Below are 14,996 nucleotides of genomic sequence, written 5' to 3'. Positions count from 1 at the left end.
GCGGGCATCAAGGCGCCCCCCAGATGCGCCTCGAGCTGGTCGAAGCGGTCGAAGCCCCAAAAGGCTTCGCCATCGACGATCATGAACGGCGCGCCGAACACGCCGCGCGCAAGCGCCTCGGCAGTGCCGGCGCGCAGCTGCTCGCGCATGGCATCGCTGTCCATGCCGGCGGCAAGCGCCTCGCGCTCGATGCCCAGGCTTGCGGCAATGCGCAGCACTTCATTCGCATCATCGAGCGCAACGCCATCGACGAACAAGGCGCGAAACAGCGCATGCATCAATGACGTGGCTTGCGGTGCGTCGAGATGCGCCATCGCCCACCGCATCGCGCGCGCGGCGCACTGCGTGGCCAATGGAAAGCGCGGCGGCCGATTGTACGGTATGCGTTCGAAGCGCGCAGTGCGCTCGAAGTCATGAAAGGCATAGTCGCCCTTGACCGGGTATGTGGTCAGCGCCTGCGTGCCGACGCTTCGGAACACCACGCCGAGCAGGATCGGATGCCAGCGCACCGCCCTGCCATGCCGCGCGGCCAATGCCTCGATGCGTGTGGACGCGAAATAGGCGTAGGGCGAGGAAAAATCGAAATAAAAATCGATGGGGTCGTTTTTCACGGCTTCATTCATGCTTGTTTCATTCATGCAGGGTTCATGCGAGCGCGCGGGCGATCAAAATCTTCTGGATATCGCTCGTCCCTTCATAGATCTGGCATACGCGCACATCGCGGTAGATGCGCTCGACCGGGAAGTCGCTGACATAACCATAGCCGCCGTGAATCTGGATCGCCTCGGAGCAGACGCGCTCGGCCATTTCGCTGGCATACAGTTTGGCCATGGCCGCTTCCTTCAGGCAGGGTTCGCCGGCATCCTTGAGCGCGGCCGCATGCAGCACCAGCGCGCGCGCGGCTTCGATGCGGGTGGCCATGTCGGCCAGGCGGAATTGCACCGCCTGATGCTCGAACAGGCGCTGGCCGAAGCTGCTGCGTTCCTTCGCATAGGCCAGCGCCGCTTCGAAGGCCGCGCGCGCCATGCCGATGGACTGCGATGCAATGCCGATGCGTCCGCCTTCCAGGCCCGACAGCGCGATGCGGTAGCCCATGCCTTCCTCGCCGATGCGGTTTTCGATGGGCACGCGGCAGTCTTCGAAAAGCAGTTGCGCGGTATCCGAGGAATGCTGGCCGAGCTTGTCTTCCAGGCGTGCGACGGTGTAGCCGGGCGTATTGGTAGGCACGAAGAAGGCGCTGATGCCGCGCTTGCCGGCGGCCTTGTCGGTGACGGCCATGACGATGCACACATCGGCATTCTTGCCGCTGGTGATGAATTGCTTGACGCCGTTGAGCACGTAATGGTCGCCGTCGCGCCTGGCGGTGGTGACGAGGGCCGATGCATCGCTGCCGGCCTGCGGCTCGGTCAGGGCGAAGGCGCCGAGCATGTCGCCGCGGGCCAGGGGCTGCAGCCAGCGCTCCTGCTGCGCCGGGTTGGCGTAGCTCATGGCGATGCTGCAAACCGGGCAATTGTTGACCGAGATGATGGTCGAGGTGCCGCCGTCGCCCGCGGCGATTTCTTCGAGCACCAGCGCCAGCGCGACGACATCGAGTCCAGCTCCGCCCTGCTCCTCGGGCACGGCGACACCGAATGCGCCGAGCGCGGCGAGTTCGCGCAGCGCTTCGCGCGGGAATGCATGCTCGCGATCCCAGCGCGCCGCGTTCGGCGCCAGGCGCTCGGCAGCGAAGCTGCGCAGGGTGTCGCGGATCATGCGGTGTTGCTCGGAGAGGATCATTTGCGTTCCTTGTTGTTGAGTGCGCCTGGGGGCTGCTGACTTGCCGCAGGCGAATATCCATGTGGTGCTGCGATGTTGCCTTTGCCTTTGCCTTTGCCTTTGCCTTTGCCTTTGCAGTTGTTTCTGCAGTTGCCTTTGCTTTTATCCCGTTGATCGCGCCGTGGCGCCGGGCCCTGAAGCGGATAAGGTGCGGCGTCTGTCTGAGCGAAGCGCAGCGTAGCGAGTTTAGCCGCGCCCCGCTTCAGGGTCCGGCGACACGGGGACCCCGCGCAGCGGGGCGCGATCTCCGGGTCGCCTTTTCTTGGTTACTTCTTTTGGCGAAGCAAAAGAAGTGACCCGGCTGCCGGGCCGGGACCCGGCTTGGTCGCCAAGCAAGATGGCGGCTTTGTATCACCGGGCCTCAGCCTTCGAGCAAGCGAGCCTTTCAATCCAAGCCCGATCAAGCGACGACCAAGGCAAAAGACTGCCCCTTCAACGACATCACTCCGGTGATGCAAAACGTCCATTCACCCCTCGACCTAGCCGGGTCCCGGCCCGGCAGCCGGCCTACTTCTTTTGGGCGCCAAAAGAAGTAGGCAAGAAAAGGCGCCCCGGAGATTGCGCCCCGCTGCGCGGGGTTCCCGTGCCGGCGATGCCCGGAGCGGGGCGCGGCTAAACTCGCTTCGCTCAAACAGACGCCGCACCTTTTCCCGCTCCGGGCATCGCCGTCACGGCGCAATCAACGGGGGTTAAAAGCAACGGCAACGGCAACGGCAAAGACAGAGACAAAGGCAACTGCAACTGCAACTGCAACTGCAACTGCAACTGCAACTGCAACTGCAACTGCAACTGCAACTGCAACTGCGAGACCGATTTCTCGCTTGCTGTTCCTGTAACCGCGTGGGCTTCGCCCACCCTACATGGCTATATAGCGGCAGCTACACCAGTCCTACCAAGGCACGGTGCGACCGCTGTAATCATGAAAGCTGCCACTGTCCTCCAACCCCGCTGCCTCGATCACCTTCAGCATCCCCGCCACACTCTCCTCCACTGCCAGCGGCGCGCCCTCCCCTCCCATATCGGTGCGCACCCACCCCGGACACATCGCCAGCAGCGTCGCCTTCGGATACGACGAAGCCGCCGACTTCACCGCCATGTTCAGGGCCGCCTTCGATACCCGATACAGCCAGCCATACCCCGAATCGGTTTCAGCAATGCTGCCCATGCCGCTGCTGATGAACACCAAACGCCCGCCAGCCGCTTCCACCATCGGCGCGACCAGCGGCAAGGCGCTCATCGCGCCGAGCACGTTGGCATGCATCACCGTGTCGAAGTCAGCCTGTGAAGGCGGCGACATCGGGCCCTGATGCTGCGGACCATACACGCCGGCGACATACACCGCGAGATCGAGCGCCACGCCATCGAGCTCCCAGCCGATACCGGCCAGGCTCTCGGCCCGGGTGACGTCGACCTTCAGCGCCTTCGCGCCGATGGCGCGCAGGGCTGACAGGGCCGCATCATCGCGCACGGTCGCATGCACATCCCAGCCGCGCGCCAGCAGTTGGCGCACATACTCGCGGCCGATGCCGCGCGAAGCGCCGATGATCAGGGCAACAGGCATGGCATCACCATCACATCATCTCGATGGCCATCGCCAGCGCTTCGCCGCCACCGATGCACAGCGAAGCCACGCCGCGCCGGCCGCCACGCTCCTTCAGCGCGCCCATCAACGTGACCAGGATGCGCGCGCCGGAAGCGCCGATCGGATGGCCCAGCGCGCAGGCGCCGCCGTGCACGTTGATGCGCTCATGCGCGATGCCATGGTCGCGCATCGCGGCCATGGCCACTGCGGCGAAGGCTTCGTTGACTTCGAACAGGTCGACCTCGGCCGTGTTCCAACCGGTCTTCTGGTACAGCTTCGCAATCGCGCCGCCGGGCGCGGTGGTGAACAGGTTCGGCGCCTGCGAATGCCGGGCATGGCCGACGATGCGCGCAATCGGCGCGGCGCCCAGTTCGCGTGCCATGGACTGCCGCATCAGTACCAGCGCGGCCGCGCCATCGTTGATCGAGGACGAGGACGCGGCGGTGATGGTGCCGTCCTTTTTGAAGGCGGGCTTGAGGCCTGCAATCTTCTCGGGCTTGGCCTTCAGCGGACCTTCGTCCTTGTCGATGACCACGTCGCCACCGCGACCCGGCACGGTAACAGGCGCGATTTCCCAGGCGAAGCCGCCGTTGCTGCCGGCTACCTGCGCGCGCCGCACCGATTCGATTGCATACGCATCCTGCTCCTCGCGGCTGAACTGGTATTGCGCGACGCATTCCTCGGCGAAGGTGCCCATGGCGCGGCCCTTTTCATACGCGTCCTCGAGGCCGTCGAGCATCATGTGGTCGTACAGCATGCCGTGGCCGATGCGGTAGCCGCCGCGCGCCTTCGGGATCAGGTAGGGCGCATTCGTCATCGATTCCATGCCGCCGGCCACGACGATGTCGTTGGTGCCGGCGATGATGGAGTCGTGGCCGAAGATCACGGCCTGCATCGCCGAGCCGCACATCTTCGACAGCGTGACCGCGCCGGCCGAAACGGGGATGCCGGCCTTGATCGCGGCCTGGCGCGCGGGCGCCTGGCCCTGGCCCGCCATCAGGCAGTTGCCGAACAGGACATCCTGCACCTTTTCCGGCGCAATGCCGGCACGTTCGACCGCGGCGCGGATCGCAACCGCGCCCAGGTCGCTGGCCGACAGCGAGGCGAAGTCGCCCTGGAAGCCTCCCATAGGGGTGCGCGCGGCGCCGACGATGACAATGGGGTCGTTCATGATGTCTCTCCTCTTGGTGATCTCTGTGCAGACGTTCTAGGCGGCCCGGGCTGCCGGTGCGGCGCTGGCCGGTTTGCGGTACTGGTGAAAGCGCACCGACTGCGGATACGGAAACACGTCTTCGACATAGCCGGCGAGGATGCGCTCTTTCTTCGCCTGCCAGTACTGCGGCGTGAGCAGGTCGGCGTGATGCTGCATGAAAGCGCGGCGCACACGCGGATTGCCGAGCAAGAAGCGCGCGAACTGCTCGGGAAACACATCGTTCCTGCCGACGTGATACCAGGGTTCGCTCGCCATTTCTTCCTCCTCGTTGCGCGGCTCGGGGATCGCGCGGAAGTTGCAGTCGGTGATGTATTCAATTTCGTCGTAGTCGTAGAACACGACACGGCCGTGGCCGGTAACGCCGAAGTTCTTGTACAGCATGTCGCCGGGGAAGATGTTGGCCGCTACCAGTTCCTTGATCGCGTTGCCGTATTCGATCACGCCGTGTTCCAGCGCGGCTTCGTCGTTTGTGCGGTCGGCGTTGGTCAGCCACAGGTTCAGCGGCATCATGCGCCGCTCGATGTAGAGGTGGCGGATGATGATCTGGTCGCGGTCTTCCTCGACGATGGACGGCGCGACCGCCTTGAGCTCGGCCAGCAGCGTCTCGGAAAAGCGCGCGCGCGGAAAGGCGACGTTCGAGTATTCCAAAGTGTCGGCCATGCGGCCGACGCGGTCATGGTTCTTCACCAGCAGGTACTTTTCCTTCACCAGCGCGCGCGTGGTGTCCTTCGGCGCCGGGATCACATCCTTGATGGCCTTGAACACATACGGGAACGACGGCAGCGTGAACACCGTCATTACCAGCCCGCGTATGCCGGGCGCGATGTCGATGCGGTCGGAGGAATAGCGCAGGTGGTGCAGGAAGTCGCGGTAGAAGCAGGCCTTGCCCTGCTTCTGCAGGCCGAGGATGGTGTAAAGCTCGCTGCGCGGCTTGTTCGGCATCAGCGTGCGCAAAAAGCGCACATAGGCCGAGGGCACTTCCATGTCGACCAGGAAGTACGCGCGGGTGAAGGAAAACATCACGGTGATCTGCGCGCGGTCGCACAGCACGGTGTCGAGATACAGCGCGCCGTTGTCGTCATGCAGGATGGGCACGACGAACGGATAGTCGCGGTTGCCATTGATGCGCTTGCCGACCAGGTAGGCGCCCTTGTTGCGGTAGAACAGGCTGGCCAGCACCTGGATCTGGTGATTCGGCTCCAGGGGCGCATCGCCGTGCTGGTCGAGCATGCGCTGCTCCACCAGCGCCACGTCGCGGTCGAGATCGGCGAACGGGCAGGCAAGCTGCAGGTTGGTGAGGATGCGCTTCAGGGTGGCGCGCAGGCCGTCGCCGCCCGGGTAATACACGCGATATACCGGTGTCGGCTCGTCCGGCTCCAGGTATTCGGTGGACACCGCCGGGCGCACGAAGATGAAGTCGTTGTTGAAGTAGGTGCGGTGCAGGATGTTGCAGCACACCGAGTTGAAAAAGGTTTCGGCCAGTTCCGGCTGCTTGTGATCGGTCAGCAGGCCGATGTAATGCAGCTTCACTTCGCGCCAGACATGGTCGGACAGGTCCTCGGGCGCATAGTCGTCTTCGAGCAGCTGCACGCATTCATGCACGCGGTGGTCATAGAAGCCGATGCGTTCGCGCGCGGTCTGCTGCAGCAGGATCCAGTCGCTGGCCTCGAAATGGCGCTTGCCCAGGCTGCTGGTGTCGCGGAACAGCCGGTAATGCTTGTCGAAGCCATCGAGGATGGTGCGCGCGATGTCGTAGGCGATCTGCGACGACAACAGCTTGGGAAAGGCTGGCGTGGTCATTGCGCGATGGGCATGGATGACGGCGATCGGTCGGCGCAGTGAAGCGGCTCGCGATCAGCAGGTTTCGCCGAACAATTCGCGGCCGATCAGCATGCGGCGGATTTCGCTGGTGCCGGCGCCGATCTCGTACAGCTTTGCGTCGCGCCACAGCCGGCCCACCGGGTATTCATTGATGTAGCCGTTGCCGCCGAGCGCCTGTATCGCCTCGCCTGCCATCCAGGTCGCCTTTTCCGCCGAATACAGGATGGCGCCGGCAGCGTCCTTCCTGAGTGCGCGGATCGCGTCCGGCGTCTTTGCCCGGTCGCAGGCCTGGCCGACCGCGTAGACGTAGGCGCGGCAGGCCATCATCGTCGAATACATGTCGGCCAGCTTGCCCTGCATCAGCTGGAATTCGCCGATGGCCTGGCCGAACTGCTTGCGGTCATGCACGTAGGGCACGACCACGTCCATGCAGGCGCTCATGATGCCGAGCGGTCCGCCGGAAAGAACGGTGCGTTCGAAGTCCAGGCCGGACATCAGCACATTCACCCCGCGACCTACGCCGCCAAGGATATTCGCTTCCGGCACTTCGCAATCCTGGAATACCAGTTCGCCGGTATGCGAGCCGCGCATGCCGAGTTTGTCGAGTTTTTGCGCGACCGAGAAGCCGGGGAAGTTCTTTTCGATCAGGAAGGCGGTCATGCCGCGCGCGCCGGCGTCGGGGTCGGTCTTGGCATAGACCACCAGCACGTCGGCGTCGGGGCCATTGGTGATCCACATCTTGCTGCCGTTGAGCACATAGCGGTCGCCGCGCCTGTCGGCGCGCAGCCGCATGCTGACCACGTCGGAGCCGGCATTCGGCTCGGACATCGCCAGCGCGCCGATGTGCTCGCCCGAGATCAGCTTCGGCAGGTATTTGCGCTTCTGCTCTTCGCTGCCGTTGCGGCGGATCTGGTTCACGCACAGGTTGGAATGCGCGCCGTAGGACAGGCCGACCGAGGCCGAGGCGCGCGAGATTTCTTCCATGGCGACGATGTGGGCGAGGTAGCCCATGGCGGTGCCGCCGTATTCCTCGTCCACCGTCACGCCGAGCAGGCCGAGTTCGCCCATCTTCTTCCACAGGTCCATCGGGAATTGGTCGCTGATATCGATCTCGGCGGCGCGCGGCGCGATCTGTTCCCGCGCGAATTGCTGCACCGTGGCGCGCAGCGCGGCGATGTCTTCGCCATGGTCAAAGGTCAGGCCGGGCAAGTCGATCATGGATGTCTCCGAGGATGGTCTGTTGGATGACGCCGCGGCGCGGACCGTGGCCGGGTCGGGTGCGGCGGATAGTACGATGCTTTGACGTTAACGTAAACGTAAGTGAACAAGTTGATATTTATCGTAGGGCCTGCTGCGCCCACGCGTTGATCGAACAACCGCGTGGGCGAAGCAGGCCCTACGCATCCTCCGTCTGTGGCTTGCCTTCCTCATCCGCCGCACATCCACCGCCGTCCAGCATCTGCCGGCAGCGTTCCTCATGCGATGCGATCTCCGCCAGCGTCACGTCGATGTCCTCGCGCTGCTGTTCCAGCGCTTCGCGGTGCCGCGCCAGCACTTCGAGGAAGCGGTTCAGCTGCGCGCTGGAATCCTTCGGTGACTCGTACATGTCGACCAGGCTCTTGATCTCGGAGAGCGTCAGCCCGAGCCGTTTGCCGCGCAGCGTCAGTTTCAGCCGGGTGCGCTCGCGCGCCGAATACACCCGGGTACGTCCGCCCGCGCCTTCCCGGCTCGGACTGAGCAAGCCCTGGTCTTCATAAAAGCGGATCGCGCGCGGTGTGATGTCGAATTCCCGGGCAAGTTCGGTAATCGTATAAGTGGGCATAAGGGTTAGCAAAAAACAACAGGCTCGCCTAGAATGTGCGGTTTACGTAAACGTCAATCGCATTGTAGGCAGCGATGCCGCAAATGTGAATCCGTCATGAATCCGCTTGAAGCACAACTCGACTACCCCTGGGGCGACGCCCTGCCTGAAACCGGCTCGGTCATGGAAGTCGCTCCCGGCCTGCTGTGGCTGCGCATGGGACTGCCGTTCGCGCTGAACCATATCAATCTCTGGCTGCTGGAAGACGAGCTGCATACCGACGATGGTCCGCGCCGTGGCTGGACGATTATCGACACCGGCATTTCCAGCGACGCCACGCGTGCGGCCTGGGAGCAGATCTTCGCCACGCACCTGCGCGACCTGCCGGTTCTGCGGGTGCTGGTAACGCACTGCCACCCCGACCACGTCGGCCTGGCGGACTGGCTGTGCGAACGCTGGGACGTGCCGCTGTGGATGACGGCCGGCGAATACAGCTTCGCCCGGATGATGACGGCGGCGCTGCCCGGCGTGGAAGGCACGGCGATGGTGCCGCACTTCCGCCGCCACGGGCTGACCGACGAGGACATGCTCGAGCAGCTCGGCGCGCGCCGCCGCTATTACGCGACACTGGTGCCGAAAGTGCCGGAATCGTATCGCCGCCTGCAGCACGGGCAGACGGTGGCGATCGGCGGCAGCGATTGGCAGGTGATTACTGGCTTCGGTCACTCGCCGGAACATGCGGCGCTGTACAACGCCACGCGCAATCTGCTGATCGCCGGCGACATGGTTTTGCCGCGCATCTCGACGAACGTCTCGGTGTTCGCGATCGAGCCGGAAGCCAACCCGGTGCAGGAATACCTTGATTCCCTGGAACGATTCTCGCCGCTGCCGGACGATGTGCTCGTGCTGCCTTCGCACGGAAAACCGTTCCGTGGTCTGCATACGCGCATCAGGCAGTTGAACGAGCATCACGCGGCCCGACTGGAAGAAGTCATGGACGCCTGCCAGGTGCCGCGTTCCGCCGCTGACATCCTGCCGGTGATGTTTCCGCGTGCGCTGGATTCGCATCAGATCAGCTTTGCGATGGGCGAAGCGCTCGCGCACCTGCACAAGCTCTGGTTCGATGGCCGCCTGTCGCGACAGATCGATGCGGATGGCGTACTGCGCTTCCGGCAAAACTGAGAAATGCGGCAGCGCCGAGGCTGGATGTGGACAGTCGAAATGGAAAAAGAAGGTTTACTCGTTCGATGTTCGACTTTGCGCAAATAACCGGAAGTCAAACATTGCCTTCTACCGCACAAGCTCCCTATAGTTAAAAACAGGAATCTTTTCAGCCCCTTGCCCTAGGGCGGTCGGTTTTTTTGCGCTGGTCACGCGTGTATGAGAACGTAAAGTTTACGTTGCAAAAAGACTGACTGTCATGCTCCAACATGGAATAGTTTGCCCCAATGAAAGCCTCTATCGAACGCGAAGACTTCAGCAGCCGTCTGCAACAGGCGCTGCGGAATGCCGATTACTCTCCTGATAGCCCAACGCAGTTGGCCCGAGAGTTCAATGTCCGTTTTACCGGACGTCCCATTACTGTTCACGCCGCGCGCAAATGGCTGGTCGGTGAAGCGATTCCGACCCAGGAAAAGCTGCGCACGCTGGCGCAGTGGCTGGGCGTGCCAGCCGAATGGCTGCGCTTTGGCGGCGATGAAAGCCAGAAGGCGGGGGGCGATCCGGCTTCGCGCTTCGATTCGGCCGACGTCAAGCTCATCGCCGATCTGCAGCGCCTGGACGAGCAATACCAGACCATCGCGCGTGAAATGATCCGCATGCTGGTGCGGCTCAATCGCCAGAAGACCTGAAGCGCCTACCCGCCTTCAGGCATCCTCCATCCGCAGCGCGCGCAGATAGCGCAATCCCGCTACCGCGCGGCTGCCATACCAAGACAGCATCTCGCCATCCACCAGCCGCACCGGCTTGCCGATCTGTCGCTCCAGCGCATCGGCATGCGTTTCGGTGAAGCGGTACGGCTCGGTCGATAACAGCACTTCGTCGATTTCCGCACACAGGTTATCGGACCAGGTGAATACCGGATAACGCGCGCTTGGCGAAGCTGCCTGCCACTGCCGCCAGCCGATCAGTTCGAGCATGCGCGCGATATAGGTGTCGCGCGATACCGTCATCCACGGGTCCTGCCAGATGCAGTACAACACCCGGCGTTCGGGTGCTGGCTGCAACGCCCCGAACGCCGCATATTCCGCCTCGAATTCGGCGCACAGCGTCTCGGCCCGTTCATGCGCACGAAAGATGCCGCCCAAGAGCCGGTACAGCGCCAGGTTGTCGCGCGGCGCCAGCGGATGGGTGACGATCACATGCGGAATGAACGCGGCCAGCGCGTCGACGACCGGCTTATCGTTTTCGTCGATGTTCACCACCAGGTGTGTCGGCGCCAGCTGGCGAATTTTTTCCACGTTCACATCCTTGGTGCCACCGACCTTCGGCACCGCAGCGAGCGTTTCGCGCGGATGCACGCAAAACCCGGTGCGGCCGACAAGCAGCGGCGCAAGTCCGAGCGCGCACAGCAATTCAGTAATCGAAGGCACCAGCGACACGATGCGCACTGCCTCGCCCGGCGCGATCGGTGGATGCGCGGCGCCGATGGCATCGATGGTCATCACGCGCCCTCCGCGCCGTGGCGTGCCTTACGCGGCGCATGGGTGAACAGCAGGTCGTACAGCGGATTCGGCAGCAGACGCAGCAGCTTGGCCACGATGCCCATCTGCCAGGGAATGACCCGGTAGCTGACCCCGGCTTCGATTGCCGCCACCGCCCGCGCGGCAAAGCGTGAAGCGCTCATCAGAAAGGGCATCGGATAGCGGTTGGAGCGGGTCATCGGCGTATCGATATAGCCCGGCGCGATGGTCACCACGCGCACGCCGAATGGGCGCATTTCCAGACGCAGCGATTCGCAATAGCTGATGACCGCAGCCTTCGATGCGCTGTAGCCGGCGCCGCCCGGCAAACCGCGAATGCCGGCCACGCTGGCAATGCCGACCAGGCGGCAGCCGCGTTCGCCGGCCGCGGCCTGGCGCCGCATCGGCTCGATGAAGGGCGCGAAGGTGGCCATCATTGCGGTGACATTGATGGCCAGGATGCGCTCGAAGGCGCGCAGGTCCTCCGCTATGCCGGTCAGCGTGCCGGCGGAAATGCCGGCGTTGGCGATCACCACGTCGATGCCGCCCGCGCTGGCGAGAAAGTCGGCGGCCGCCGCGGCCAGCGCTGCATGGTCGGTGACATCCAGCGCATAGACGCGGTGACCGCTACCGGGCAGGCGGCTCACCAGTTCCGCGAGCGTGTCGCCGCGGCGCGCGACCAATCCGAGCAGCGCGCCGCGCGCCGCGTATTCGGCAGCCAGCGCTTCGCCCAGGCCGCTGGATGCGCCGGTGATGAATACCCGTTTCATGTTTGCTTCCTCTGAATGCTCGACCGGAATCCGCCCCAACAAGCGCAAGGCCCGCGCTCGAATGAGCAGCGGGCCTTGCGGTAATGCGTCAAGGGGAACTGTGACAGCGGCTTACTTCTTGCCGCCTTCTTTTGCAGTCTTGTCGACCAGGAAGGTCGCCACCTGCAGCGCGGCCTCATGCAGCTTCGGCTCTGGCTGATTGCCGCCCATGCCTTCGCCGACGATGGACGGCGAGGTCATGTACTTGCCACCGATGGCCAGCGTCGGCACGCCGTCGATCTTGTAATCCTGCTGCAATTGCGCCGCGCGCCGCGCCTTGGCCTGCACGCCGAAGGAATTGAAGACTTCGGTGAACTTGGCACGGTCCACGCCCTGGGCGGCGATAAAGTCGATGATTTCCTTATCGGTATTGATCGGCTTGCGCTCGGCGTGGATCGCGTTGAATACCTTTTCATGCAGGTCCAGGCGGTTCATCGCTTCCAGCGCGTAGTAGAGCTTTTGCTGCGGCACGAAGTTGGGACGGAACATCACCGGCACGCGGCGGAAGGCGATCGCATTGCCTTCCTTCTTCACCCACTCGGTGAGCTTTGGATCGAGCGCGAAACAGTGCGGGCAGTTGTACCAGAAGAACTCTATCACCTCGACCTTGCCGGCCGGCGCTTCGGTCGGCTCGGCCGTTGCCAGCGTACGGTAATCAGTGCCATTGACCGGTGCCTGCGGTGTAGCGTGCGCCATCATCGCTGCCATGCCGAAGCTGACTGCCGCCAGCGCGTGTTTCATGAAACGCATTGCCATTCCTTTTCCGTTCGGTTATTTGGGGACGCGCACCACGGCAACATCGACGCCATTGTCGCTGAGCCGGCTGCGCACCCGATTGACAGTCTCCACCTTGCCGTAAGGACCGACGCGTACCCGATACAAGACACCATTGTCGGTCTTTCGTTCGGATACCGTAGCCGACAAGCCCATCAGGGCCAGCTTGGCTTTCGCATTCTCGGCATCGGATTGATCGAGGAATGCGCCGGCCTGCAGATAATAGGTGAATTTCTCATCCGGCGCGTCGCCCTTGTCGGTCAGCGACTTGTCGATCACTGGCGGCTTGGCGGCAGCGGCTGCTTTTGCCTTGGCCGCATCGCGCGCGGCGGCTTCGCGCTGCGCTTCCTGGATCTTGGCTTCGAGCTCGTCGTCGGCGGCCTTCTGCTCCTCGCTCTTGCGCGGCACGTCCTTGGCCGCCTGGCGGGCGGCGTCGCGGTTGCCGTACAGCGCCCGGTTCGGATCAGGCAGCGCGCCCGGCGCCTGCGCGGCGGGCGCGGATGGCGCCGGCGGCACGGCTGGCGGCGCGGTGGCGGTCTTGTCGGCGCGATCTCCCTTGCCGATCTTGTTGGTGAATGGCAGCGGCGTGTTCTTGATGGTCAGCGCCACGCCGACGGCGATGCCCAGGCCGATGATCAGGCCAATGATCAGGCCGACAACGGTGCCGCCGGCCTGGCTGTTTCTGTAGTGATTCATACTCCCTCGATTGCGACGGACTCACATGCGCGCCGGCGCAGACACGCCGAGCAGCGACAGTCCATTCTTCAACACCTGGCGGGTGGCGAGAAGCAGTGCCAGGCGTGCCATGCGCGTGGGGACATCGTCCACCAGCACGCGCTCGGCATTGTAGTAGCTGTGCAGTTCGCCGGCGAGGTCGCGCAGATAGAAGGCGACCTGATGCGGACCGAGTTCCTCCAGCGCCTTCTGCAACGCTTCCGGGTATTCGGCCAGCTTGGTGAGAAGCAGCGTTTCGCGCGGCGCGGTCAGCGGCGCGGTGTCGACTCCCGCCAGTTGCGCTTCATCGCCGCCCCATTGCGCCAGCACCGAGCAGATGCGCGCATGCGCGTATTGCACGTAGTACACCGGGTTTTCGTCGGACTGCGCCAGCGCCAGGTCCACGTCGAACACGAACTCGGTGTCGGCCTTGCGCGAGATCAGGAAGAAGCGCACCGCGTCGCGGCCGCGGGTCAGGTCGCGCGGCGCGCTTTCCGGCGTGTCGCCGGCGGACCATTCGATCAGATCGCGCAGCGTGACATAGGAGCCGGCGCGCTTGGAAATCTTCACTTCCTCGCCGTTGCGCATCACGGTGACCATCTTGTGCAGCACATAGTCCGGGAAGCCTTGAGGAATACCGATGCCGACCGCCTGCAGGCCGGCGCGCACGCGGGCGATGGTGCCGTGGTGGTCGCTGCCCTGGACGTTGATCGCCTTTTTGTAACCGCGCTCCCACTTGGTGATGTGGTAAGCCACGTCCGGCACGAAGTAGGTGTAGTTGCCGTCGGACTTGCGCATCACGCGGTCCTTGTCGTCGCCGTAGTCGGTGCTCCTGAGCCACAGCGCGCCATCCTGCTCGTAGGTCTTGCCGGCGTCGACCAGCGCCTTCACCGCGCGCTCGACGCGGCCGTCGGTGTACAGCGAGGATTCGAGATAGTAGTTGTCGAAACGCACGCCGAAGGCGGTCAAATCCAGGTCCTGCTCGCGGCGCAGATAGGCAACGGCGTAGGCGCGGATCGATTCCAGGTCTTCGGCGTCGCCGCTGGCGGATACGCCACCGATGCTGTCCTTGGCCAGAAAGTCGCGCGCGATGTCGGCAATGTAGTCGCCGTTGTAGGCGCTCTCGGGCCAGGCGGCGTCGCCCGGCTTGTGGCCGCGGGCCCGGGCCTGCACCGACAGTGCGAGGTTGGCGATCTGCACGCCGGCGTCGTTGTAATAGAACTCGCGGGTGACGTCATAGCCCTGCGATTGCAGCAGCGCCGACATCGCATCGCCGAGCGCGCCCTGGCGACCGTGGCCGACATGCAGCGGACCGGTCGGATTGGCCGACACGAATTCCACTAGCACCCGTTCACCGCGGCCCATGTCGCTGCTGCCGTAGGCATCGCCGGATTTCAGGATCTCGGCGACCACTGCCTGGCGCGCCGCCGGCGACAAGCGCATGTTGATGAAGCCGGGGCCAGCGATTTCCAGCGTCTCGATCAGCCCGGCGCGCGCCGGGTCGGCCAATACCGCGTTGACCAGAAAGGTCGCGAGTTCGCGCGGATTCTTCTTCAGCGGCTTGGCCAGCTGCATGGCGATGTTGCAGGCCACGTCGCCGTGCGCCGCATCGCGCGGACGCTCCAGCACCACATTCGGTTGCAGGTCGGTGCCGGCGACTAAAGGCGCGAGCGCGTTGCGGAACAGGCTGATGATCTGGTTCTTTTGTCTGGCTAGCATGGTGTTCGGAAAGGCGGGAGGAGCCCGCGAATGCGCAAAAGGCCCGATTATACAAGGGCCTCGTTGC

The 14,996-nt window shown here is 64.0% G+C and carries 15 protein-coding genes and 1 pseudogene; 3 read left to right on the top strand and 13 right to left on the bottom strand.

The features are described from left to right. Positions 1–32: 32 nt before the first annotated feature. Together JJB74_RS27015 and JJB74_RS27010 are read right to left on the bottom strand one after the other, a co-directional pair. Positions 33–623, bottom strand: a pseudogene (locus tag JJB74_RS27015) (DsbA family protein); the annotation flags it as partial. A 22-nt stretch (positions 624–645) separates the two neighbouring features. Continuing rightward, positions 646–1,776 (bottom strand): acyl-CoA dehydrogenase family protein, encoded by a 1,131-nt coding sequence (locus JJB74_RS27010; RefSeq protein WP_200597369.1) that lies wholly within the window; start codon positions 1,774–1,776, stop codon positions 646–648. Between the two features lie 59 nt (positions 1,777–1,835). Between JJB74_RS27010 and JJB74_RS27005 the strand changes: the two genes are divergently transcribed. Continuing rightward, entirely contained in the window at positions 1,836–2,111 is a 276-nt protein-coding gene (locus JJB74_RS27005; RefSeq protein WP_200597367.1) for a hypothetical protein, read from the top strand. Positions 2,112–2,442: 331 nt separating this feature from the next. Here JJB74_RS27005 and JJB74_RS27000 read toward each other — a convergent pair whose 3' ends face one another. The 6 genes from JJB74_RS27000 to JJB74_RS26975 form a co-directional block, all read right to left on the bottom strand. Next, positions 2,443–2,670, bottom strand: coding sequence for a hypothetical protein (locus tag JJB74_RS27000; RefSeq protein ID WP_200597365.1), 228 nt, complete (start codon positions 2,668–2,670; stop codon positions 2,443–2,445). 34 nt (positions 2,671–2,704) lie between these two features. Continuing rightward, positions 2,705–3,376: an SDR family oxidoreductase gene (locus tag JJB74_RS26995; RefSeq protein WP_200597363.1), complete on the bottom strand. Its 672-nt coding sequence runs from the start codon at positions 3,374–3,376 to the stop codon at positions 2,705–2,707. Positions 3,377–3,386: 10 nt separating this feature from the next. Beyond that, positions 3,387–4,568, bottom strand: a complete 1,182-nt coding sequence (locus JJB74_RS26990; protein WP_200597361.1) for an acetyl-CoA C-acyltransferase — start codon at positions 4,566–4,568, stop codon at positions 3,387–3,389. Positions 4,569–4,604: 36 nt separating this feature from the next. Beyond that, positions 4,605–6,410, bottom strand: coding sequence for a bifunctional isocitrate dehydrogenase kinase/phosphatase (aceK, locus tag JJB74_RS26985; protein WP_200597359.1), 1,806 nt, complete (start codon positions 6,408–6,410; stop codon positions 4,605–4,607). 54 nt (positions 6,411–6,464) lie between these two features. After that, on the bottom strand, positions 6,465–7,649 hold the full coding sequence (locus JJB74_RS26980) for an isovaleryl-CoA dehydrogenase (RefSeq protein ID WP_200597357.1): 1,185 nt from the start codon (positions 7,647–7,649) through the stop codon (positions 6,465–6,467). A gap of 178 nt (positions 7,650–7,827) precedes the next feature. After that, entirely contained in the window at positions 7,828–8,253 is a 426-nt protein-coding gene (locus JJB74_RS26975; RefSeq protein ID WP_200597355.1) for a MerR family transcriptional regulator, read from the bottom strand. A 96-nt stretch (positions 8,254–8,349) separates the two neighbouring features. On the opposite strand from JJB74_RS26975, the gene JJB74_RS26970 reads away from it, so the two are divergent. Together JJB74_RS26970 and JJB74_RS26965 are read left to right on the top strand one after the other, a co-directional pair. Beyond that, a complete protein-coding gene (locus JJB74_RS26970; RefSeq protein WP_200597353.1) occupies positions 8,350–9,414 on the top strand; it encodes an MBL fold metallo-hydrolase in 1,065 nt (354 codons plus the stop codon). Between the two features lie 266 nt (positions 9,415–9,680). Continuing rightward, positions 9,681–10,082, top strand: a complete 402-nt coding sequence (locus tag JJB74_RS26965; protein WP_200597351.1) for a hypothetical protein — start codon at positions 9,681–9,683, stop codon at positions 10,080–10,082. A gap of 15 nt (positions 10,083–10,097) precedes the next feature. On the opposite strand, the gene JJB74_RS26960 is transcribed toward JJB74_RS26965, so the two are convergent. The 5 genes from JJB74_RS26960 to argS all read right to left on the bottom strand — a co-directional run bounded on the left by JJB74_RS26960 (position 10,098) and on the right by argS (position 14,929). Continuing rightward, positions 10,098–10,895, bottom strand: coding sequence for a helical backbone metal receptor (locus tag JJB74_RS26960; protein WP_200597478.1), 798 nt, complete (start codon positions 10,893–10,895; stop codon positions 10,098–10,100). Continuing rightward, positions 10,895–11,683: an SDR family oxidoreductase gene (locus JJB74_RS26955; protein WP_200597349.1), complete on the bottom strand. Its 789-nt coding sequence runs from the start codon at positions 11,681–11,683 to the stop codon at positions 10,895–10,897. The genes JJB74_RS26960 and JJB74_RS26955 overlap by 1 nt, the downstream gene beginning before the upstream one ends. Before the next feature lie 111 nt (positions 11,684–11,794). Further along, positions 11,795–12,472 carry a thiol:disulfide interchange protein DsbA/DsbL gene (locus tag JJB74_RS26950; protein ID WP_200597347.1) on the bottom strand — a complete coding sequence of 226 codons (678 nt, stop codon included), beginning with the start codon at positions 12,470–12,472 and terminating at the stop codon, positions 11,795–11,797. A 21-nt stretch (positions 12,473–12,493) separates the two neighbouring features. Further along, positions 12,494–13,192 carry an SPOR domain-containing protein gene (locus JJB74_RS26945; RefSeq protein WP_200597345.1) on the bottom strand — a complete coding sequence of 233 codons (699 nt, stop codon included), beginning with the start codon at positions 13,190–13,192 and terminating at the stop codon, positions 12,494–12,496. Positions 13,193–13,213: 21 nt separating this feature from the next. Further along, positions 13,214–14,929, bottom strand: a complete 1,716-nt coding sequence (gene argS / locus JJB74_RS26940) for an arginine--tRNA ligase (protein ID WP_200597343.1) — start codon at positions 14,927–14,929, stop codon at positions 13,214–13,216. Positions 14,930–14,996: the final 67 nt, after the last annotated feature.

The organism is Noviherbaspirillum pedocola (assembly GCF_016632335.1).
GTDB lineage: Bacteria > Pseudomonadota > Gammaproteobacteria > Burkholderiales > Burkholderiaceae_D > Noviherbaspirillum_A > Noviherbaspirillum_A pedocola.
This window is presented reverse-complemented; position numbering and strand designations above follow the sequence as displayed.

Excerpts from the sequence above, each read along its gene's own strand:
- JJB74_RS26950 (WP_200597347.1), bottom strand. The coding sequence starts at position 12,472 with ATGCGTTTCATGAAACACGCGCTGGCGGCAGTCAGCTTCGGCATGGCA.
- JJB74_RS26965 (WP_200597351.1), top strand. The coding sequence starts at position 9,681 with ATGAAAGCCTCTATCGAACGCGAAGACTTCAGCAGCCGTCTGCAACAG.
- JJB74_RS26990 (WP_200597361.1), bottom strand. The coding sequence starts at position 4,568 with ATGAACGACCCCATTGTCATCGTCGGCGCCGCGCGCACCCCTATGGGA.
- JJB74_RS26995 (WP_200597363.1), bottom strand. The coding sequence starts at position 3,376 with ATGCCTGTTGCCCTGATCATCGGCGCTTCGCGCGGCATCGGCCGCGAG.
- JJB74_RS26975 (WP_200597355.1), bottom strand. The coding sequence starts at position 8,253 with ATGCCCACTTATACGATTACCGAACTTGCCCGGGAATTCGACATCACA.
- JJB74_RS26970 (WP_200597353.1), top strand. The coding sequence starts at position 8,350 with ATGAATCCGCTTGAAGCACAACTCGACTACCCCTGGGGCGACGCCCTG.
- JJB74_RS26980 (WP_200597357.1), bottom strand. The coding sequence starts at position 7,649 with ATGATCGACTTGCCCGGCCTGACCTTTGACCATGGCGAAGACATCGCC.
- JJB74_RS26955 (WP_200597349.1), bottom strand. The coding sequence starts at position 11,683 with ATGAAACGGGTATTCATCACCGGCGCATCCAGCGGCCTGGGCGAAGCG.
- JJB74_RS27010 (WP_200597369.1), bottom strand. The coding sequence starts at position 1,776 with ATGATCCTCTCCGAGCAACACCGCATGATCCGCGACACCCTGCGCAGC.
- JJB74_RS26960 (WP_200597478.1), bottom strand. The coding sequence starts at position 10,895 with ATGACCATCGATGCCATCGGCGCCGCGCATCCACCGATCGCGCCGGGC.
- JJB74_RS26945 (WP_200597345.1), bottom strand. The coding sequence starts at position 13,192 with ATGAATCACTACAGAAACAGCCAGGCCGGCGGCACCGTTGTCGGCCTG.
- JJB74_RS27005 (WP_200597367.1), top strand. The coding sequence starts at position 1,836 with ATGTGGTGCTGCGATGTTGCCTTTGCCTTTGCCTTTGCCTTTGCCTTT.
- argS (WP_200597343.1), bottom strand. The coding sequence starts at position 14,929 with ATGCTAGCCAGACAAAAGAACCAGATCATCAGCCTGTTCCGCAACGCG.
- aceK (WP_200597359.1), bottom strand. The coding sequence starts at position 6,410 with ATGACCACGCCAGCCTTTCCCAAGCTGTTGTCGTCGCAGATCGCCTAC.